We start from the raw sequence: 19,707 nt of genomic DNA, 5'->3' as shown, positions 1-19,707 counted from the left end.
GCGGTGTCCCTCCACCGGTCGATCGCCGCCACCGGATGCAGCCGGCATGTCCGCAAGGGCATGCCGGTTTCGCCGTTCCAGGCCGCCCTCGCCGGCACCCGCGCCGGCACCCTCCTCACCATCATGAACATGATTTAACGTGATCTCCGCCGTCCTCCGGTCGAAGACTGAACCGTTGCAAGCGCGTGGAGGGTCAGGGTGTCGCTGAAGGTGCGTCTCGTCGGCGCCATCACGCTCGTTCTGGCCGCCGTGCTCGTGCTCGGCGGCGGGCTCTCCTACTGGCACGCCCAGCGCAAGGTGGAGATCGAGATGGCGGCCGCCCGCGAAGTCGGGCGCAACACCGTCGACCGGCGCCTCGACGAGATCGGCCGCGCCGCCGATCCGGCCGCCCACCTGGTGGAGACGGTGCGCATCTTCGACGGCGACCGCCACCTGCAGGCGCTGCTCCTGTCCGCCGACGGGTCCGAGATCGCCCGCTCGTCTGTGCCGGCACCGGCCAACCGGGTGCCGGACTGGTTCGTCGGCCTGATCGCCCCCGCCATCCCCGTGGACCGCATCGCGCTCCCCGACCACGGGGTCGCCTTCGTGCTGGCGCCCGATCCGCGCAGCGAGGTCGACGAGGTCTGGGCCGACGTGGTGGTCAGCCTCTCCGTCCTCACCGCCTTCTTCGTCGCGGCCTTCGGTTTCATCCTGTGGATCATCGGCCGCTCCCTGGAGCCGATCGACGCCCTCACGGTGGCGTTCGGCCGGATCGGCGGAGGCGACTACAGCACGCGCCTGCGCGAAAGCGGCTCGCCGGAACTCGCCGGCCTCTGCCGGGCCTACAACGCCATGGCCGAGCGGCTTCAGGACCTAGACCAGCGCAACCGCCAGCTCTCCGAGCAGCTTGCCCGGGTCCAGGACGAGGAGCGCGCCGATCTTGCCCGCGACCTGCACGACGAGGTCGGGCCCTTCCTCTTCGCCATCGACGTGGACGCCTCCACCATCCAGACCGAGGCGGCGCGGCTGCCCGGATCCGGCGCGCGGCTCGTCGCCGACCGGGCCGCGGCCGTCAAGATGGCCGCCGCCCACGCCCGCACCCACGTGCGCGACCTGCTCGGGCGGCTGCGGCCGGGCGTCGTCGGCAGCCTCGGCCTCGCGGCCGCCGTGGACGAGATCGCCAGCTTCCACAGGGACCGGCACCCGGAGGTCCGTTTCGTCATCGACATTCCGGACGCCTCCTTCGGGCCGGAGGCCGACACGGCGGTGCTCGCCGTCATCCGGGAGGCGATCACCAACGCGGTCAAGCACGCGGCGCCCTGCACCGTGGAGGTGTCGGCCATCGACATCGGCGGCGAGGTGGCCCTCTCCGTGGCCGACGACGGGCCGGGCCTCTCGCGGCGCGGCGGCGGCGGCTATGGCCTGATCGGCATGCGGGAACGGGTTGAAGCGCTCGGCGGCACCCTCACGGTGGCCGACCGGCCGGGCGGCCGGGGCGTCACCGTGTCGGGGTTGATCCCGCTCCGCGGCGGGGCGCGCCGCAACGGGAGGATGGCCGGATGAGGATCCTGATCGTCGACGACCACGTCATCGTCCGCGAGGGCATCGGCCGCCTGCTCGCCGCGCTCGACCCGGTGGAGATCGTGGAGGCGGAGACCACCCACCAGGCCATGGCGCTGTTCCGGCGCCTGAAGCCGGACGTGGTGGTGCTCGACATCAACCTGCGCGACGGCAGCGGCCTGGAGCTCCTGCGCCGCATGCGCCAGGAGGATCCCCGCGCCCGCGTCGTCATCTTCAGCATGTATTCCGACGTGGTCTACGCCACCTCGGCGCGCCGGGCCGGCGCGCTCGGCTACGTGTCGAAGAGCGCCTCGTCCGACCAGCTTCTCCTCGCCGTCCGGCGCGCCGCGCGCGGCGACACCTACGTGGACACGGCAATCGCCGGCGAGATCGCCCTCACGGCCATGTCGCCGGCCGAGCACACCAACCAGCTCTCCAACCGGGAGGTGGAGATCCTGCGCATGCTCGCCGACGGCAAGAGCCTCTCCGACATCGCCGACACCCTCGGCGTCGCCTACAAGACCGTCGCCAACACCTGCACGCGCATCAAGGAGAAGCTCGGCGTCGACCGCACCGCCGACCTGATCCGCTTCGCCATCGAGAACCGCCATCTGCGCGCGGTGCCGCTCGGCTCGGCCGGGGAGAAGAGCTGAACGACCGGAGTATCGGCCCCGTGCCCGCCGCCTCAGGCGGCCGAGGCCGCCGCGGTGTCGGCGAACCGGTAGGTGTTCCGGCCGGCGGCCTTGGCGGCGTACATGGCGTGGTCGGCGCGGCGGAAGAGCTCGGTGGAGCCGGTCCCCGCCGCGATGGCGATGCCGATGGAGGCGCCGATCGGCAGCGTGGTGCCGCGGCCCGACACGGTGGTCTGCAGCGCCGCCACCAGGCGCCGGGCCGTGGCCTCGATGGCCGCGCGCGGCTGCGGCCGGCAGATCACCGCGAACTCGTCGCCGCCGATGCGCGCCACCATCTCGGCCTCGGCGCAGACGCTCTGCAGCGTGTGCGCCGCCTCGCAGATGCAGCCGTCGCCCACCTCGTGGCCGAAGGTGTCGTTGACCTGCTTGAAGCCGTCCAGGTCGACGATCATCAGGCTGCCGCCGGCGGCCAGGATGTCGGCCGGATTGTCGAAGCCGGCGAGGCGGATCTGGAAGCGGGCGCGGTTGGCGAGCCCGGTCATGGCGTCATACTCGGCCATGTGGCGCATCCGCTCGGCGAGCGTCCGCTCCTCGGTGATGTCCTGCTTCATGCCGAAGATGCGGACCGGCTCGCCGCCCTCGCACTCCACCGTGGCGGTGATGCGGATCCAGCGGACCGCGCCCTTGGCGGTGACGATCTGGACGTCCAGCTGGAAGCCGGTGCGGTTGCGGATCGCCTCGCCGCGGACGCGGTTGAGGAGAAGGCGCGAGGTCTCCGGATAGAGGTCCAGGATCTGCCGCCGGTCCAGCGGCGCGCCGCGCGGCAGTTCGAACAGGTCGTAGACCACGTCCGTCCAGGTCAGGTCCTCGCTCGGCAGCGCGCACTGCCAGACACCGATGCGGGCGGCGGCCGAGGCGCGCTCGAACAGCTTGCGGAAATGGGCAAGTTCGGCGGTCTGCGCCTCGATCAGGCGCACCTTCTCGGCCAGTTCCGCCTGCAGGTCGGCTAGAGCGCTTTCCGACCTGATGGAATCATCAGGTCGATAAGAAATCGCTCCAGATTCAATATCCTGGAGCATTGTCTCATCGACCAAGTGTTTCAACTCGGTCGGACAATGCTCTAGGCGCCCGACCTCGCCGGTGGCGCGGGTCGCGTCGTCGGCCTCTCGATCGGCTCCGACCCGCGGCGTGGCCGGCTCATTGCTGTTGCCCATCACTGTCGCTGCCTGAATTGCATGCGAAGAGCATATCATTGTGGAGTTTAACGTATTCTAATCGGTGAAACCGTGTCTCGAGGCCCGGCCGCCCGCACTCCCGGCGGGTGCCGCGTGCCGGACGTTTCACGCCCGCCCCTGGGACCCGGTGGCCCGATCGAGGCAGTCCGCCAGGGCCTGCTGGGTGAACGGCTTGGCGAGGCGCACGAGGGTCGGATCGGCCACCGCCGGAAGGTCCGCGTAGCCGGATGCCAGGATCACCGGGACGTGCCGGTCGAGCGCCCGCAGCCGGTCGATCAGGTCCAGCCCGGTCATGCCGGGCATCATCTGGTCGGTCAGCACCAGGTCGAACGATCGGGCCGCGAACGCCGCCAGCGCCGCAGGTCCCGAGGCCGCCGGCTCGACCTGATGGCCCATGTCCTCCAGCATGGCGGAGGAGCTGGCGAGCACCAGGTCGTCGTCGTCGACCACCAGCACGCTGAGGCGCCGCGCCGCGCGCACCGGTGCGGCGGCGGGGCGCTGTCCGGCGTCGACGGGCGCCGCGCGGCTCGCCGCCGGCGTGATGGGGCTCGCGACCGGCAGGATGATGTCCACCCGCGTGCCGCTGCCGGGCCGGCTCTCCACCACCATGCGGCCGCCCGACTGGGCGGCGAGGCCGTGCACCATGGACAGCCCGAGGCCGGTTCCCTTGCCGACGCCCTTGGTCGTGAAGAAGGGCTCGATCGCCCGGTTGAGCGTCGCCGCGTCCATGCCCTCGCCGGTATCGGTGACCGAGATCCGCACGAACCGGGTGCCGCCGTCCCGCCCGGACGCTAGGTCCGCGTCGACGGCGGCGGTGACGCCGAGGACGCCGCCGGACGGCATGGCGTCGCGGGCGTTGAGCGCCAGGTTGAGAAGCGCCGTCTCCAGGTGGTTGGGGTCGGTGGAGACCGGCGGCAGGTCGGCCGGGATCGCCCGTTCGATGCGGATGTGCGGCCCGATCGACCGGTGGAGGAGGTCCGCCATGCCGTCGAACAGCCGCCCCACGTCCACCGGCTGCACGGCCAGTTCCTGCCGGCGGGCGAAGGTCAGCACCCGGCTCGTCAGCGCCGCGCCCCGGTCGGCGGCCTGCACCACCGTGTCGAGCAGCCGGTGGGCGCGCGGGTCGTCCGGCAGGCGCTTGCGCAGGAGCTCAAGCCCGCCCAGGATGGCGGCGAGCAGGTTGTTGAAGTCGTGCGCGACGCCGGCGCTCAGCTGGCCGACCGCCTCCATCTTCTGCACCTGGAACAGGGCCTCGCGGGCCTCCTCCAGCCGGCGCTGGACCTCCAGCCGTTCGGTGATGTCCCGCGTCACCTTGGCAAAGCCGATCAGCTGGCCGTCCGCGTTGCGCACCGGGTCGATCACCACGTGGGCCATGAAGCGGCTGCCGTCCTTGCGCACCCGCCAGCCTTCGCGCTCGAAGCGGCCCTCGCGGGCGGCGGTCTCAAGGGCGGTGCGCGGCAGGCCGATGGCAAGGTCCGGCTCGGCGTAGAAGAGCGAGAAGTGCCGGCCGAGGATCTCCTCGGTCCGGTAGCCCTTGATCCGTTCGGCGCCCTGGTTCCAGCTGACCACGGTGCCCTGCGGGTCGACCATGTAGATGGCGTAGTCGGAGACCCCCTGCACCAGCAGGCGGAACTGCTCTTCGCTCCGCCGGAGCGCGGCTTCCGCCTCGCGCCGCTCGCTGAGGTCGCGCGTCACCTTGGCGAAGCCCACCAGGTGGCCGTCGGCGTCGCGGATGGGGTCGATGATGACGAAGGCCCAGAAGCGGCCGCCGTCCTTGCGCACCCGCCAGCCTTCCGTCTCGAACCGCCCGTTCCGCTCGGCGGTCCTGAGGGCGGCGGCCGGCACGCCGGCGCTCTGCTCCTCCTCGGTGTAGAAGCACGAGAAGTGACGGCCGACGATCTCGGCCTCCTCGTAACCCTTGAAGCGGCGCGCGCCAGGGTTCCAGCTCGACACGATCCCGTTCGGGTCGAGCATGTACACCGCATAGTCGGTGATCGCGTCGACGAGCATGCGATACCGATCGCCCGGCGGCGGCGGTTTTCTTGTTTTTGGCAGCATGGCTTCCCCGATAAGCCTGACATTTGGAAACGTCCGCGTGCCGGAACGGTTCCACGCCGTCGCGCCCGCTTGCCTTTCCATCGCCACGCTCCGCGGTCAGGCCGCCGTGACCGCTCCCATCGCCTCCATCGCGCCTGTCGCCGCGACCGGGGCCGCCCCATCCCGCTGGCCGCGCCGGCGGATCGCCAGAAGCTCGGCGAGGATGGAGAGGGCGATCTCCTCCGGGCCGATCGCCCCGAGGTCGAGGCCGGCCGGCCCCTTCAGCCGGTCGAACCGTTCGGCCGGCACGCCGTCCTCGATCACGCTGTCGCGGAGCGCCGCGACCTTCCGCCGGCTGCCCACGAAGGCCACGTGCACCGCCTCCGCCGCAAGCGCCGCCTTCAGCGCCGCCTCGTCGCCGCGGCCCTGGGTGGCGACCACGATGAAGCGCGCGCCCTCCGGCGCATCCCCCAGCGCGAACCCGTCCAGCCGCCGGTCGGCCGCCGCAAACAGCGCCTGGTCCTCCGCCGGCGCCGCCACCGTCACCCGGTAGCCGAGGCGCGGGGCGAGGTCGGCGAGGGCCACCGCCACCGGGCTCGCCCCCAGCACGGCGAGTTCCGGCCGCGGCAGCACCGGCTCGATGAAGACGTCCATGGTGCCCCGGCTCGGGCACATGTTGCGGGCGAAGCGCACCCCGTCGCGCTCGTCGCCGGCCTTCAGGCCTTCCGCCGCGAGGAGGTCCTTCGGCATGATGGAGATGAGCCGCGGCTCGCCGTCGGCAAGCGCTTCCCGGGCCGCCTTCACCACCGCCGCCCGGGCGCAGCCGCCCCCGATCCAGCCCTCCGACAGCGTCCCGTCCGGCCGCACGATCGCCTTGGCGCCCGCCTTGGCGGCGGTCACCGAGACGGTGCGCACGACGGTAGCAAGGCAGAAGGCCTCACCCTTGGCACGAAGGGCGGCGGCGCGGTCGATCACGTCGGTCTGCGGCATGGCGGGGCCTCAAAGGCGGGCGAGATAGGGTTCCAGGGCGGCGAGGCTTTCAAGCGTGTGGGCCGGCGCGAAGAGGTCCACGTGCGGCAGGGCGGCGGCCATGCCGCGGGCGGTTGGCGCATAGCCGTCCCAGCCGATCAGCGGGTTCAGCCACACGATGCGCCGGCACCGGCGGGCGAGCGCCGCCATCTCTGCGCCGAGCCGCTCCGGCGCGCCGGTGTCGTAGCCGTCGGAGAGGATCATCACGGCGGTCCGGGCGTGGATCACCCGGGCGGCGTGCCAGCGGTTGAAGGTGGCGAGGCTGTCGCCGATGCGGGTGCCGCCGCCGACGCCCTCCGCCATCAGGCCGAGCCGGTCGAGCGCCCGGCCGGCGTCCTTCTCCTTCAGCGCCGCCGACACGTGGACGAGGCGGGTGTGGAAGAGGAAGGCCTCCGCCTCCCGAAAGCTGTCCAGCACCCCGTGCACGAAGCGCAGGAACACCGCGGTGTAGAGGCTCATGGACCCGGACGCGTCCATGAGGAGCACAAGCCGCAGCGGCCGATGGCGCGGCCGGCGCCGCACCAGCCGGATCGGCGTGCCGCCGGTCGCAAGGCTCGCCCGCACCGTGCGGCGAAGATCGAGCCCGCTGCCGCGCCGCGCCGCCCGGTTGCGCCGGGTCAGCCGCGCGCGCATCACCCGGGCGAGCCGCCCGGCGAGTGCGTGCGCCTCGGCGAGTGCCGCCGGATCGGCCAGATGGCGGAAGTCGGTGCGCTCCAGGCTCTCCGCCCGGCTGGCGCCCTCGCGCCGGCCGCTCGGCGCGCCGGCGGGCGCGGCCCCGTCGCCGGTGGTGAGGTCCACGGGCGCGCCCGCGTCGCCGCCCCCGCCGGCGGGCGCCAGGGTCCGGCGGGTCTGCGGGCTCGCCTTGGCGGTGCCGCTCACCGCCACCCGCTGGCGCACCCGCTCGCCCCGCCAATAGGCGTCGAACAGGGCATCGAACCCGTCCACGTCCGAACGCCGGCCGCAGAAGAGCGCCCGGAACGCCTGCCGGACGGCCGCCGGCCGCTCCAGCCCCGGCGTGGCGAGCAGGCGGGCGGCGTCCTTCGTCTCGGCGAGCCCCACCCGGTAGCCGTTCTGCCGGAGGGTCGCCACGAAGCCGGCCAGCCGCCGGCGCACGGCCGGCCCGATCGCCTCGGCGTCGACCTCCGGTGCGGCCGCGGGTCCGGCGGTCATCTCAGGCCACCTTGCCGATCAGCCGCTCGACCACGGCGCGGCTCATCCGCGCCCGGTCCTCGCGGGTCTTCAGCACGCAGGCGAGGGTCTCGAACACCGCCTCCCGGTCGCCGTCGAGCCGGCCGACGCCCATCCCCACCAGGGCGGCGGCCCAGTCCAGGGTCTCGGCGACGCCGGGGATCTTGGACAGGTCCTCCTTGCGGATCCGCTCCATCACCCGGGCGATCTGGAGGGCGAGCGCCGTGTCGAGGCCCGGCACGCGGGCGATCAGGATGCGCGCCTCCCGGTCCGCGTCCGGATAGTCGAGCGCGTGGTAGAGGCAGCGGCGGCGGAGCGCGTCGGACAGGTCCCGCGTGTTGTTGGAGGTGAGGATCACCCGCGGGATGGTCACCGCCGTGATGGTGCCGAGCTCCGGGATCGACACCTGGAAGTCCGACAGGAGCTCCAGCAGGAAGGCCTCGAAGGCCTCGTCCGCCCGGTCGATCTCGTCGATGAGAAGCACCGGCGCCACCGGCTGGCGGATGGCGGCGAGCAGCGGCCGCTCCAGCAGATAGGCCTCCTGGAACACCGCCGCCTCGCTCTCGCGGGCGTCCGCGCCCTCCCGCGCCTTGATGGCGAGCAGCTGGCGCTGGTAGTTCCACTCGTAGAGCGCGTCCGCCCGGTCCAGCCCCTCGTGGCACTGCAGGCGAATGAGCCGCGTCCGGTGCACGGCGGCCAGCGCCTTCGCCACCTCCGTCTTCCCGACGCCCGCCTCGCCCTCAAGCAGCAACGGCCGCTTCAGGAGGTCCATCAGCGCGAGCGCGGTGGCAAGCCCGCCGTCGGCGACATATCCGGTCTCGGCAAGGCGGTCGGCGATGGCCTGGCGATCCAGCATGGGGGCCTCGGGTTGGTCGGTGGGGAGGGGCGCGGTGACTGGGACCGGTGGGTGCCCAGGGGACGCGGGTCATCTTCGCCGTCATGGTCCGCGCAGGCGGACCACCCACGCATGTCTCACGCGCTCCAGGGAAAGCGTGGATGGTCCGGCAGAACCGGACCATGACGACGTTTGCGGGAACGATCGGCGAGGGCACCTCACCCCCATCACACCCACCCCCGCTTGCCCCGTCATGGTCCGCGCAGGCGAACCGGACACGCATTTCGCACACCCACCCCCGATCGTCATGGTCCGCGCAGGCGGACCACCCACGCTTTTGTCGGAATCGCCTCGCGGATCAGCAGCATATTGATATCACTTCGAAAAGCGTGGGTGGTCCGCCTGCGCGGACCATGACGGCGGAGTGAGTTCGGGGGTGGCGGCGCTTGTGTCCACGCACGCCATACCCCTCCCTATCCTTTCGACCGTCCCTATCGGTCCGACCGTTCCGACCGGCCCGTCACCTCTTCCTACCCGTGCGCGCCCAGCCGCTTCGCCGCCTCCCACACGCGCCAGGCGTCGTGCGGCATCTGGATGTGCGTCGATCCGAGGAAGCCGAAGGCGTCGTTCACCGCGTTGGAGAAGCACGGCACGCCGCCGACGTTCGGGCTCTCGCCCACGCCCTTGGCGCCGATCGGGTGATGCGGGGAGGGGGTCACCGTGTGGTCGGTCTCCCATTTCGGGGTCTCCACCGCGGTCGGCAGGAAGAAGTCCATGAAGGACGCGCCCTGCACGTTGCCCATGGCGTCGTACTTGATCTCCTGGCCCATGGCGATGGCGAAGGCCTCCGTCAGCCCGCCGTGCACCTGGCCCTCGATGATCATCGGGTTGATCCGGGTGCCGCAGTCGTCGAGGGCGTAGAAGCGGCGGATCGCGGCGACGCCGGTGTCCACGTCGATGTCCATCACGCAGAAGTAGGCGCCGAACGGATAGGTCATGTTCGGCGGATCGTAGTAGCTCACCGCTTCCAGGCCCGGCTCCAGGCCCGGCGGCGGGCTGTTGTAGGCCGCCCAGGCGATTTCCGTCATGGTCTTCGACCGCTCCGGGTTGCCCTTCACCCGGAAACCGTCGATGTCCCATTCCAGGTCGTACTCCGACACTTCCAGGAGGTGGGCGGCGATCATCTGCGCCTTGTTGCGGATCTTGCGCGCCGCAAGGGCGATCGCCGCGCCCGCGACCGGCGTCGAGCGCGAGCCGTAGGTGCCGAGGCCGTAGGGCGCGGTGTCGGTGTTGCCCTCCTCGATCATGATGTCGGCGGCCGGAATGCCGAGCTCCGTGGCGATGATCTGCGCCCAGGTGGTCTCGTGACCCTGGCCCTGGCTCTTCGATCCCATGCGGGCGATGATGGAGCCGGTCGGGTGGATGCGGATCTCGGCGCTGTCGAACATGGCGACGCCGAGGATGTCGCAGTTCTTCGACGGGCCCGCGCCGACGATCTCGGTGAAGAAGGTGACGCCGATCCCCATGATCTCCCGGGTCTCGCCGCGTCGGAACGCCTCTTGGCGGGCCTTCTGCTCGGCGCGGAGCGCGCGATAGTCGATCGCGTCCATCGCCTTCTGCATGGCCAGGTGATAGTCGCCCGAATCGTATTCCCAGCCGAGCGCCGACTGGTAGGGGAACTGCTCGCGGCGGATGAAATTCTTCATTCGAAGGTCCGCCGGGTCCATGCCGAGTTTCTGGGCGAGGATGTCCATGCCGCGCTCGATGCAATAGGCGGCCTCCGTCACCCGGAACGAGCACCGGTAGGCGACGCCGCCCGGCGCCTTGTTGGTGTAGACGCCGTCGACCGCCAGATGCGCCACCGGGAAGTCGTACGAGCCCGTGACGATGTTCATGAAGCCCGCCGGCCACTTGGACGGGTCGGCGCAGGCGTCGAAGGCGCCGTGGTCGGCGAGCACGTGGACGCGCAGGCCCGTCACCTTGCCGTCCCGGGTGGCGGCGATCTCCGTCGTCATGTGGTAGTCGCGGGCGAACGACGTGGTGGAGAGGTTCTCCATCCGGTCCTCCACCCACTTCACCGGCAGGCCGGTGACGATGGAGGCGACGATCGAACAGATGTAGCCCGAATAGGCGCCCACCTTGTTGCCGAAGCCGCCGCCGATGTCGGGCGCGATCACGTGGATCTTGTGCTCGGGGATCTTGGAGAGCAGCGAGGCGACCGTGCGGATCACGTGCGGCGCCTGGAAGGTGCCGTAGAGGGTGAGCTCGCCCTTCACCTTGTCGAAGGCGGCGAGGCACTGGCAGGTCTCCAGCGGCGAGGGATGGGTGCGGTGGTAGGAGATCATCTCCTTCACCGTCACCTCGGCGGCGGCGAAGGCCTCGTCCGTGCCCGGCCGGTCGCCGATGGTCCATTCGAAGATGTGGTTGTGGTGCTTGCGCGGCCCATGGGCGCCGACCATCTTGCCGTCGAGGTCGGGCCGGATCACCGGCGCCTCCGGGTCGAGGGCGCGGAACGGGTCGACGAGCACGGGCAGCTCCTCGTACTCCACCTCGATCAGCTGCAGGGCGTCGTCGACGATGTAGCGGTCCTCGGCGATGACGAAGGCGATCTCCTGGTTCTGGAAGCACACCTTGCCGTCGGCCAGCACGGCCTGCACGTCGCCGGCGAGCGTCGGCATCCAGTGGAGGCCGAGCGGCTTCAGCTCCTCCGCCGTCAGCACGGCGATCACGCCCGGCAGCGCCAGCGCCTTCGAGGCGTCGATCCGGGTGATCTTCGCGTGGGCGTACTGGCTGCGCACGAAGTCGCCGTGCAGCATGCCGGGCAGCTTGATGTCGTCCACATACTGGCCGCGCCCCTGGGTGAAGCGCACGTCCTCCACGCGCTTCCGCTTGCAGCCCATGCCTTCCAGCCGCGCTTCCCGCTCCGCGCGGGTGATGACCATCTCGTTCATTCCGCGGCCTCCTGGAAGACGCGGCCGTTCAGCGTGGCGGCGGCGTGTTGTATGGCTTTGACGATGTTCTGGTATCCGGTGCAGCGGCAGAGGTTGCCGGCGATGCCGTGGCGGATCTCCTCCTCGGTCGGGTCAGGGTTCTCCGACAGCAGCACCTTGGCGCGCATCAGCATGCCGGGGGTGCAGAAGCCGCACTGCAGGCCGTGCATCTGCCGGAAGCCCTCCTGCAGGGCGTGCAGCGTGCCGTCCGGGTTGGCGAGCCCTTCCACGGTGTTGACGGCGGCGCCGTCCGCCTGGACGGCGAACAGGGTGCAGCTCTTCACCGAAAGGCCGTCGATCTCCACCGTGCAGGCGCCGCAGTGGCTGGTCTCGCAGCCGATGTGGGCGCCGGTGAGGGAGAGCTCTTCGCGCAGGAAATGGATGAGGAGGGTGCGCGGCTCCACGAAGCGCTGCACCTTCCGGCCGTTCACCGTGAGGGTGACCGGCAGCGTGGCGATGGGCGTGGTGTCTGCGGACATGGGCTTCAGGCTCCCTTGGCGCGGCGCATGGCCTTGGCGAGCGCGCGGGCGACCATGACGCCCGCCATCTCGCGGCGATACTCGGCCGTGCCGCGGCCGTCGGTGGCGGGGTCGGTGATCGCCTTGGCGGCGTCGGCGGCCGCCTTCAGGGTGGCCGCGTCGAGGCCGGTGCCGATGACGAGGGCGCTCGCCGCTGCCGCGTGGAGCGGCGTGGACGCCACGTTGGTGAGCGCGATGGACGCGGTGGCGACCGTGCCGCCGTCGAGCGTCAGCACCACGGCCGCCGCGGCGGTCGCATAGTCGCCGACCTTGCGCTTCAGCTTCTCGTAGGCGTAGCCGTGCCCGGCGGGCGGCACGGGGATCTCCACGGCGGTGAGGAGTTCGCCCGGCTCCAGCGCGGTGAAGTAGGCGCCCTGGTAGTAGTCGCGCGCCGGCACCGTGCGGGATCCGTCGGGTCCGGCCAGCCGGTACACCGCATCGAGGCACTGCATCAGCGCCGGCATGTCGTTGCCCGGGTCGCCGTTCGCCACGTTGCCGCCGAAGGTGCCCTTGGTGCGGATCTGCGGGTCGGCGATCTGCCGGGCGGTCTCGGCGAGGATCGGCAGCCGCGCGGCGAGGAGGTCGGAGCCGATCACCTCGCGCTGCGTGGTGGTGGCGCCGATCACGATGCGGTCGCCGTCCTCGCAGATGCCCTTGAGATCCGGGATGGCGGCAAGGTCCACCAGATGATCGGGCACGGCCATGCGCAGCTTCATCATGGGGATGAGGCTGTGCCCGCCGGCGAGCGGCCGGGCGTCGTCCCCGTGGGCGGCAAGAAGCGCCACCGCCTCGGCGACCGACGTCGGCCGGTGATAGTGGAAGGGCCCTGGTATCACGGGATGGTCTCCTCCGCCGCACGCGTTCCGGGCCGCCGGGTGTCCGGCGGCACGCCGCGTTTTCAATCGATTGAACCGGAGGGTGACGGGCGGTGCGGCGCACAACAACGGCCGATGCATCATAAGCCTGCCGATTGCACGATCGGCGGCGCCGATGCACCAAGTGCGACAGTCTTGCTGTCGCATCCCATGCAGAAGCAACTATCTTTAAGCGAAGAATACCGCTCTGAATTGCATCATTCGGCCGGTCTGCCGCGCCGCACCAGATCGCCAGCATCCAGCGCCGCGCCCGCGAAGGCGCGCCCCCGGCGTCGTGCGCGACGAAGCCCCTGAACTGCGAACGGCGAGGCGTCCCCCGCCGCCCTTCGTCAGGCGATGCGGGTGTCGGCGAGGCGCTGGCGCAGCCACGAGCGGCGGGCGCGGGCGACCGGGGCGCGGTAGGGCATGCGGGTGGACAGCGCCACCTGGTCCGCGTCCCCGGCCTTGCGCACGGCAGCGATCCGGTCGAGCCGCACGATGTGGCTGCGGTGGATGCGGGCGTAGAGGTCGCCGTCCAGCCGGGTCTCCACCTCGCCGATGGAGAGCGGGCAGAACCAGAGGCTCTCCCCGTCGAACAGGCGGGTGTAGTGTCCGTCCGCCTGCACCGCCTGCACGCGCGCCACGTCGAGGAGCCGCCGGCAGCCGTCGCGCTCCACCGGCAGGCCGTCCGCCTGCGCGGCCGATGCCGCCACCGGGGCTGGCGCCGCCGTCGTCTCCGCCGTCCGGGGCGCAAGGCCCGGATCCGCCGCCGGCCCGGCCCCCATCGCCAAGGCGTCGATCGCCCCGGCGCGGTCGGCCCCGTCCTCCTCCGGCACCGACCGGTCGGGCGCGAACCCGGCGGGCGCGTCGGTCTCCGGCACGAAGCTGAGGAGGAAGAGGCCGGAGACCAGGAAGGCCACCACCGACACCACCACCGCCAGGAGCCCGGGCGAAAGCGCCGGCTGCCCTGCGGTCGGCGCCCCGTGCCCCCCGTGAAGGTGCGTGCCCGCCATGGCGGTGTAGTGCATGGCCGCGATGGCGAGCGCCATGACGAGCGCCGAGAGCGCCGCCGACCGCCGGCCGTGGCGGCCGAAGCCGAAGGTGAGCGCCGCGCCCGACGCCGCCACGCCGATCCCGATGCTGAGTGTCACCAGCACCGGGTCGTGCGTCATGTGGAGGCTCGCGTGGAGGGCCTGCATGCCGAGATAGTGCATGGTCACGATGCCGGCGCCCATCAGGGCGGCGGCCAGCACGAGGCGCGGCCGCGTCGGCGGCTTCAGGGCGACGAAGAAGACCGCGAAGCCGACCACCAGGGCGCAGATCAGGAAGGAGAGGAGCGTCGGCAGGACGAGGAAGTCCACCGCCAGCGGCAGGCGGATCGCCAGCATGCCGACGAAATGCATGGTCCAGATGGCCAGGGCCAGCGAGATGGCCGCCCCGGTGATCCGCTGCCGGCGCCGCAGCCCCGTGACCCCCGCCACGCCGCGCGCCAGGTGAAGCCCCACGTAGCTTCCCTGGAAGGCGACCAGCACGGAAAGGGCCACGAGCCAGGGCTCGTGGGTCGCGATCATGTCCGGCCTCCTCCCTGCCGCACATTTCCCGCCTTCATAGCAGATCCCGCGCCAGGTGGTGAGACCAGGCGCGCGACGTCCCCGCGCCGATCGTGGCGGATCCGGTTGACAGTCCATCGCCGGGACGGCGCCTGATGCGGCAGCCCGTCCCGGCCTATCTTCCGGTCACTTCGAAACGCCCTTTCGGAAGGGCGAACGGGAGACCATCATGGCAGGCCTTCACCACGTCACGGCCATCGCGGGCGGCGCCCGCGGCAACCTCGACTTCTACACGGGGGTGCTCGGCCTCCGCCTCGTCAAGCGCACCGTGAACTTCGACGATCCGGGCACCTGGCACCTCTATTTCGGCGACGCGGCCGGCGCGCCGGGCACGCTCTTCACCACCTTCCCGTGGGCGAACGCCCGCCCGGGCCGCCTCGGGGTCGGCGAGGTGCAGGAGACCGCCTTCCTGATCCCGGAGGCCGCCTTCGGCTTCTGGACCCACCGGCTCCTCGCCGCGGGCGTCGCCATCGAGGACCCGACGGTGCTGTTCGGCGCCCGCCGGCTCGCCTTCCGCGACCCGGACGGCATGCGCCTCGCCCTCGTGGCAACCCTCGATGCGCCGACCGCCGCGCCCTGGACCACGGACGCGATCGGCGCGGACGTCGCCATCCGCGGCCTTCAGGGCGTGACGCTGCTCGTCGCCGACGCCGGTCCGACCGTCGCCGTCCTCTCCGAAGTCCTCGGCTTTGAGGTGTCCGGCACCGACGGGTCGGTGACCCGCCTGGCGGCGCCGGGCGCGGCAGCCGGCGCCGTGGTGGACGTTCGGGCGGTCGGCGGGTTTCCGCGCGGCGCCCTCGGCAAGGGGTCGGTGCACCACGTGGCGTTCCGCGCCGCCGACGACGCGGAGCAGACCGCCCTCGTGGAGCGGCTGCGCGACCGGTTCGGCATCGAGACGACGGAGCAGAAGGACCGTGCCTACTTCCGGTCGGTCTACTTCCGCGAGCCCGGCGGCGTGATCTTCGAGATCGCCACCGACACCCCCGGCTTTGCGGTCGACGAGGCGCCGGACGCTCTCGGCACGGCCTTGAGGCTGCCGGCCCGCTACGAGGCCCAGCGGGATCGGATCTCCGCGGCCCTGCCGTCCCTCGACGGCTGATCCCGGTCTCCGCCGACCGGCCGTCGCCTCAGGCCCGTCAGGTCCCGATCGGTCGGGGCCTGGCGGGCGGGCGTCCCATCGGCGGCGTCAGAGCCCGCCGATGGGGGCGGCGAGGTTGACCAGCGGCGCCTCGAAGCGGCCGGCGGGCCGCAGCACCGTCACGTGCCCGTCGTCCACCAGCACCTCGGCGGGCATCGGGTGACTGAGAAAGCCGACCGGGCTCGATGACAGGCCGTAGGCGCCCGACTGCAGCACGGCGACGAGGTCGCCGGGCGCCACCTCCGGCAGGGCGGTCTGGCGGCCGATGGTGTCGAGCGGCGTGCAGAGCGGGCCGACCACCTGGGTGTCGCCGATCGGCGCGCCGCCGAGCCGGGTGGCGGCAACGAGCGGAAAGTCCCGCTTGATCACCTGCCCGAGGTTGCCGGAGGCGGCGAGCTGGTGGTGCATGCCGCCGTCCGTCACCACGAAGCGCTGGCCGCGGGAGGTCTTCACCGTCCGCACGGCCGCCAGATAAACGCCCGCCGGTCCGGCGAGGAAGCGGCCGGGTTCGACGAGCAGGCGGGCGTCGCGAAGGGCCGGGCTGGCGGCGACCCGGGCGGCGAGGTCCGCCGCGCCGGCCCGCACGATCTCAAGGTCGAGGGTGCCGTCGCCCGCATGGTAGGGGATGCCGAGGCCGCCGCCGAGGTCGATGCTGGTCAAGGGCCGGCCGAGAAGCCCCGCCAGCCGGTCGGCGAGGTCGAGGCCGTGGCGCCACTGGGCGACGAGCACGGCGGCGTCGAGGATCTGGGTGCCGGCGAACAGGTGCAGCCCGCCGAGCGCGAGGCCGGGTTCGGCCTCCACCGCGGTCGCCACCTCCGCCAGCATCTCCTCGTCGAAGCCGAAGGCGGTGGGCTTGCCGCCCATCCGCATGGCGCCGCCCTGGGCTGCCGGCGCCGGGTTGACCCGGATGGACACCGGCACCTGCCGACCGAGCCGCCGGCCGATGTCGGCCACCAGGGCGATCTCGTCGAAGGATTCCAGGTGGATCTCGCCGATGCCCCCGGCGATGGCGAGTTCCAGCTCCGCCGCGCCTTTGCCGGGACCGGCGAAGAGGATGCGCCCCGCCGGCGCGCCGGCCGCGCGGGCCAGCAGGAATTCGGCCCCCGAGGCGACCTCCAGGCCGATGCCCTCGGCGGCAAGGAGTGGCGCCAGCGCCGGGTTGGCCTTGATGGAATAGTAGACCTCGGCAAAGCCGTCGAGCGCCGCCCGCAACGCGTTCAGGCGGCCGCGGGCGAGGGCGGCGTCGTAGACGTAGAGCGGCGTGCCGTGGTGCGCGGCAAGCGTCCGCACGTCGAGGCCGCCGACCGTCAGCACCCCGTCGCGGGCGCCGAACTGCGCGGCGATCAGCCGGTCCGCAAGGGTCGGGGAGGGCGCGGAAGCCGGCGCCGTCGCGGCGGTCACGACCGGCGCTCCGCCGCAAGCAGCTTGTAGTCCACCTTCCCGTTCGGCGTCGTCGGCAGGGCGTCGATGAGGTCGACCCGTCCCGGCACCATGTGGGCGGGCAGGCGTTCGGCGACCTGCCCCAGCGCCGCCTCCGGGCCGATCCCGGCGTCCGCCGCCACCGCCACGGCGCAGAGCTTCTGGCCGAGCCAGGGGTCGGGTAAGCCGATCACCGCCACCTGGCGGAAGGCGCCCGTCGACATCAGCGCGTCCTCCACCTCGGTCGGGCTGATCCGATAGCCGGCCGACTTGATCATGGCGTCGTCGCGGCCGACGAAGGAGAGGAATCCCTCCGCGTCCTCCACCACCAGGTCGCCGGAGTAGCACACCGTGTCGGCGCCCTCGCTGGCCGGCACCAGCGGGTTCGGCCGCAGCACCCGCAGGGTGTCCTCCGGCCGCCGCCAGTAGCCGAGCGACACGGTCGGGCCGCGGTGGACGAGAATGCCGGGTTCGCCCGGCTCCGCCCGCCGCCCGTCCGCCGTCACCGGGAAGACCTCGCATTCCGGGATGGCCTTGCCGATGGAGGTCGGCCGCCGGTCCACCTCGTCCGGGTCGAGGAAGGTGGAGCGGAAGGCCTCGGTGAGGCCGTACATGAGGAAGATCCGGGTCTCCGGCAGCAGGCCGCGCAGCGCCCGCACGGTCGCCTCCGGCACCGCGCCGCCGGAGTTGGTGATGTAGCGAAGATCCGGCAGCGGCGTCCGGGCGAGCGAGGGCGCCGCCCGCGTCAGGATGGCCCAGATGGTCGGCACGCCGGCAAGGCCGGTGATCCGGTGGCGGGCGAGCGCCTTGACGAGCTGGTCGCCGAGCTGGAAGCGGCAGAGAACCAGCGTCGCGCCCTGTTCCACCGCGGTCAGCAGCTGGTTGAGGCCGTAGTCGAAGCTGAAAGGCAGGACCGAGAGGATCCGGTCCTCGGCCGTGATGCCGAGGTAGGTGCGCACGATGCGCGTGCCGGCGATCAGGTTGGCGTGGCTGAGCATCACGCCCTTCGGCGAACCCGTCGATCCGGACGTGTAGAGGATGGCGGCAAGATCCTGGCCGATGGCCGCCGGCCGCGCCAGCGCCGACGGGTCCGCCGGCGCCACGCCCTCGGCATGGATCACCACGGGGGCCTGATCGACCGGCGGCACGACGGCCGCGAGCGCCCGGTCGCTGACGAGGGCGCGGGCGCCGCTGTCGGCGAGAATGTGGGCGACCTGGGCGGGCTTCAGGATCGGGTTGATCGGCACCACCACGGCGCCGGCGGCGCTCGCCCCGAAGAGGGCCGCGCACTCCTCCGGGCTCTTCGGCAAAAGGACGGCCACCCGGTCGCCCCGGCGGACGCCCGCGGCCGCGAGCGCGCCGGCGATCCCGGCCGCCCGGGCGGCAAGGTCCGCATAGGTCCACGACCGGTCGCCGTCGACCACGGCGACGCGGGTCTGGTCCTTGTCCGGATCGAACAGGAGGTCGAAAAGGCGGACGGGCGTCATCGGGATCCGGGGGCTCCGGAGGCTGCGGTCCGGCGGGCCACGAAGGCGAGGAGGGTGCCGACGGTGGCGAAGTTCTCCTCGGTGAAGTCGTCGTCCGCCACCTCGATCCCGAAGGTCTCCTCCAGGAAGCCGACGAGCTGCAGCACGCCCATGCTGTCGAGCCGGCCGCCCGAGAGGAGGGGCGTGTCGGCGTCGATGGCGGCGGCGGCGCCCGGGGATATCTGCGCCAGATGCTGCTTCAGCGCCGTCACGGCGGCGGGATCCAGGCTGTCGGACGAAACGGCGCGGACGTCGGTCGGGGCGTTCATGGGCGTCATCTCTCCTTGGTCGGCTACACGACGGGCTACAAGGGCTACATCACCGCTTAAAGCGGGCTACAGGCGGGCTACATGCGGGCGACTTGGGGACGACAAACCGCCTCGAAGCGCTACAGATCGAACAGGGTCAGCTCCGACCCGACCACGTCGGTCCGGTCGTGGAAGTAATCGCCGCGCGCGTACCAGACGCCGGTCGGCAGCACGACGGTGCCGAAACGGCCCGTCTCGCCAAGCGCCGGCACGCGCAGAAACAGGAAGCCGCGGCCGAGAAGATGCCGCGAAAGCGCGGAAAATCCGCCCGCGAGCGCCCGGTGGCTCTCCACATAGACGAGGTCGGCGGCCGGCACCCCCCGTACCCGCGTCCGCCGGTAGATCACCACGGTCGACCCGGCCGGCCCGTCCACCACCAGCGGCACGCAGCCGAGCGCCCGATGGCTCCCCATCACCGCCGGATCCTCCGCCGGCGGCAGCTCCACCACCCCCTCGCCGCGACCGCGATGAAGCGCCGCAGCCGGCAGGAAGGCGAACCGGGTTCCACGGTTGATGGGCTGAAAACCGAGCTGCGGCAGCATGCGGCGGACGGACGGGGAGGGGGTCAGGTCGGTCAGCACCGTGTCGGGCAGATCGGTCAGCTTCTTCAGCATCAAGGGCGCCCGCCAGCGGTGGTCCGGATGCACGTACCAGCTGGAGATGTTGACGATGCGCCGCAGCGTCCCCTCCGGACAGCGCCGGACGACCGCGGGCGTCAGCGCCACACCGACCGGCTTTCCCTTGCTAAGCCACAGGAAAGCCGGCGGAAACTCGGCAGGCCCGTTGCCGCCGTGCCGCTTGAGAGCGTCGATGGCGCGCCGCCAGAACGCGGGCGTCCGTTCTGGAAAA

General features: G+C 72.0%; 17 protein-coding genes. 4 read left to right on the top strand and 13 right to left on the bottom strand.

Annotation, left to right across the window (positions count from 1 at the left end):
* Positions 1-3 precede the first annotated feature (3 nt).
* The 3 genes from BUQ68_RS24405 to BUQ68_RS01045 are packed head-to-tail and all read left to right on the top strand — an operon-like array spanning position 4 to position 2,192.
* Positions 4-138, top strand: coding sequence for a hypothetical protein (locus BUQ68_RS24405; RefSeq protein WP_280949690.1), 135 nt, complete (start codon positions 4-6; stop codon positions 136-138).
* 60 nt (positions 139-198) lie between these two features.
* The gene (locus BUQ68_RS01050) at positions 199-1,542 is read left to right on the top strand and encodes a sensor histidine kinase (RefSeq protein WP_075214079.1); all 1,344 of its coding nucleotides are present in this window, start codon (positions 199-201) and stop codon (positions 1,540-1,542) included.
* Positions 1,539-2,192, top strand: coding sequence for a response regulator transcription factor (locus tag BUQ68_RS01045; RefSeq protein WP_075214078.1), 654 nt, complete (start codon positions 1,539-1,541; stop codon positions 2,190-2,192). The genes BUQ68_RS01050 and BUQ68_RS01045 overlap by 4 nt, the downstream gene beginning before the upstream one ends.
* A gap of 32 nt (positions 2,193-2,224) precedes the next feature.
* On the opposite strand, the gene BUQ68_RS01040 is transcribed toward BUQ68_RS01045, so the two are convergent.
* The 9 genes from BUQ68_RS01040 to BUQ68_RS01000 all read right to left on the bottom strand — a co-directional run bounded on the left by BUQ68_RS01040 (position 2,225) and on the right by BUQ68_RS01000 (position 14,428).
* Positions 2,225-3,250 (bottom strand): diguanylate cyclase domain-containing protein, encoded by a 1,026-nt coding sequence (locus BUQ68_RS01040; protein ID WP_075214077.1) that lies wholly within the window; start codon positions 3,248-3,250, stop codon positions 2,225-2,227.
* A gap of 261 nt (positions 3,251-3,511) precedes the next feature.
* Positions 3,512-5,464 carry a PAS domain S-box protein gene (locus tag BUQ68_RS01035; protein WP_075214076.1) on the bottom strand — a complete coding sequence of 651 codons (1,953 nt, stop codon included), beginning with the start codon at positions 5,462-5,464 and terminating at the stop codon, positions 3,512-3,514.
* A gap of 96 nt (positions 5,465-5,560) precedes the next feature.
* A complete protein-coding gene (locus tag BUQ68_RS01030; RefSeq protein ID WP_075214075.1) occupies positions 5,561-6,433 on the bottom strand; it encodes an XdhC family protein in 873 nt (290 codons plus the stop codon).
* 9 nt (positions 6,434-6,442) lie between these two features.
* Entirely contained in the window at positions 6,443-7,642 is a 1,200-nt protein-coding gene (locus BUQ68_RS01025; protein ID WP_075214074.1) for a vWA domain-containing protein, read from the bottom strand.
* Between the two features lies 1 nt (position 7,643).
* Positions 7,644-8,516 carry an AAA family ATPase gene (locus BUQ68_RS01020; protein WP_075214073.1) on the bottom strand — a complete coding sequence of 291 codons (873 nt, stop codon included), beginning with the start codon at positions 8,514-8,516 and terminating at the stop codon, positions 7,644-7,646.
* Positions 8,517-9,025: 509 nt separating this feature from the next.
* Positions 9,026-11,446, bottom strand: a complete 2,421-nt coding sequence (locus BUQ68_RS01015) for an aerobic carbon-monoxide dehydrogenase large subunit (protein WP_075214072.1) — start codon at positions 11,444-11,446, stop codon at positions 9,026-9,028.
* Positions 11,443-11,964, bottom strand: coding sequence for a (2Fe-2S)-binding protein (locus tag BUQ68_RS01010; RefSeq protein ID WP_075214071.1), 522 nt, complete (start codon positions 11,962-11,964; stop codon positions 11,443-11,445). The genes BUQ68_RS01015 and BUQ68_RS01010 overlap by 4 nt, the downstream gene beginning before the upstream one ends.
* A 5-nt stretch (positions 11,965-11,969) precedes the next feature.
* Positions 11,970-12,839 carry an FAD binding domain-containing protein gene (locus BUQ68_RS01005; protein WP_075214070.1) on the bottom strand — a complete coding sequence of 290 codons (870 nt, stop codon included), beginning with the start codon at positions 12,837-12,839 and terminating at the stop codon, positions 11,970-11,972.
* Positions 12,840-13,207: 368 nt separating this feature from the next.
* Positions 13,208-14,428 carry an MHYT domain-containing protein gene (locus tag BUQ68_RS01000; RefSeq protein WP_075214069.1) on the bottom strand — a complete coding sequence of 407 codons (1,221 nt, stop codon included), beginning with the start codon at positions 14,426-14,428 and terminating at the stop codon, positions 13,208-13,210.
* A gap of 208 nt (positions 14,429-14,636) precedes the next feature.
* Here BUQ68_RS01000 and BUQ68_RS00995 point away from each other — a divergent pair, with 208 nt between their 5' ends.
* A complete protein-coding gene (locus tag BUQ68_RS00995; RefSeq protein WP_075214068.1) occupies positions 14,637-15,566 on the top strand; it encodes a ring-cleaving dioxygenase in 930 nt (309 codons plus the stop codon).
* An 87-nt stretch (positions 15,567-15,653) separates the two neighbouring features.
* Here BUQ68_RS00995 and BUQ68_RS00990 read toward each other — a convergent pair whose 3' ends face one another.
* The 4 genes from BUQ68_RS00990 to BUQ68_RS00975 all read right to left on the bottom strand — a co-directional run bounded on the left by BUQ68_RS00990 (position 15,654) and on the right by BUQ68_RS00975 (position 19,583).
* On the bottom strand, positions 15,654-17,006 hold the full coding sequence (locus tag BUQ68_RS00990; protein ID WP_075214067.1) for a type III PLP-dependent enzyme domain-containing protein: 1,353 nt from the start codon (positions 17,004-17,006) through the stop codon (positions 15,654-15,656).
* Entirely contained in the window at positions 17,003-18,511 is a 1,509-nt protein-coding gene (locus BUQ68_RS00985; RefSeq protein ID WP_075214066.1) for an AMP-binding protein, read from the bottom strand. The genes BUQ68_RS00990 and BUQ68_RS00985 overlap by 4 nt, the downstream gene beginning before the upstream one ends.
* Entirely contained in the window at positions 18,508-18,819 is a 312-nt protein-coding gene (locus tag BUQ68_RS00980; protein ID WP_075214065.1) for an acyl carrier protein, read from the bottom strand. Before BUQ68_RS00980 ends, BUQ68_RS00985 begins: the two co-directional genes overlap by 4 nt.
* Positions 18,820-18,938: 119 nt before the next feature.
* Positions 18,939-19,583 carry a hypothetical protein gene (locus tag BUQ68_RS00975; protein ID WP_139315117.1) on the bottom strand — a complete coding sequence of 215 codons (645 nt, stop codon included), beginning with the start codon at positions 19,581-19,583 and terminating at the stop codon, positions 18,939-18,941.
* Between the last annotated feature and the right edge of the window lie 124 nt (positions 19,584-19,707).

It is taken from the genome of Mongoliimonas terrestris (genome assembly GCF_001927285.1).
In the GTDB taxonomy this organism is placed as follows: domain Bacteria; phylum Pseudomonadota; class Alphaproteobacteria; order Rhizobiales; family Pleomorphomonadaceae; genus Chthonobacter; species Chthonobacter terrestris.
The sequence above is the reverse complement of the archived record's forward strand: the minus strand, read 5'-3'. Positions and strand labels throughout refer to the sequence as shown.

Excerpts from the sequence above, each read along its gene's own strand:
- BUQ68_RS00980 (WP_075214065.1), bottom strand. The coding sequence starts at position 18,819 with ATGAACGCCCCGACCGACGTCCGCGCCGTTTCGTCCGACAGCCTGGAT.
- BUQ68_RS01045 (WP_075214078.1), top strand. The coding sequence starts at position 1,539 with ATGAGGATCCTGATCGTCGACGACCACGTCATCGTCCGCGAGGGCATC.
- BUQ68_RS01015 (WP_075214072.1), bottom strand. The coding sequence starts at position 11,446 with ATGAACGAGATGGTCATCACCCGCGCGGAGCGGGAAGCGCGGCTGGAA.
- BUQ68_RS01020 (WP_075214073.1), bottom strand. The coding sequence starts at position 8,516 with ATGCTGGATCGCCAGGCCATCGCCGACCGCCTTGCCGAGACCGGATAT.
- BUQ68_RS01030 (WP_075214075.1), bottom strand. The coding sequence starts at position 6,433 with ATGCCGCAGACCGACGTGATCGACCGCGCCGCCGCCCTTCGTGCCAAG.
- BUQ68_RS00995 (WP_075214068.1), top strand. The coding sequence starts at position 14,637 with ATGGCAGGCCTTCACCACGTCACGGCCATCGCGGGCGGCGCCCGCGGC.
- BUQ68_RS00985 (WP_075214066.1), bottom strand. The coding sequence starts at position 18,511 with ATGACGCCCGTCCGCCTTTTCGACCTCCTGTTCGATCCGGACAAGGAC.
- BUQ68_RS01010 (WP_075214071.1), bottom strand. The coding sequence starts at position 11,964 with ATGTCCGCAGACACCACGCCCATCGCCACGCTGCCGGTCACCCTCACG.
- BUQ68_RS01035 (WP_075214076.1), bottom strand. The coding sequence starts at position 5,464 with ATGCTGCCAAAAACAAGAAAACCGCCGCCGCCGGGCGATCGGTATCGC.
- BUQ68_RS01040 (WP_075214077.1), bottom strand. The coding sequence starts at position 3,250 with ATGCTCCAGGATATTGAATCTGGAGCGATTTCTTATCGACCTGATGAT.
- BUQ68_RS01000 (WP_075214069.1), bottom strand. The coding sequence starts at position 14,428 with ATGATCGCGACCCACGAGCCCTGGCTCGTGGCCCTTTCCGTGCTGGTC.
- BUQ68_RS01025 (WP_075214074.1), bottom strand. The coding sequence starts at position 7,642 with ATGACCGCCGGACCCGCGGCCGCACCGGAGGTCGACGCCGAGGCGATC.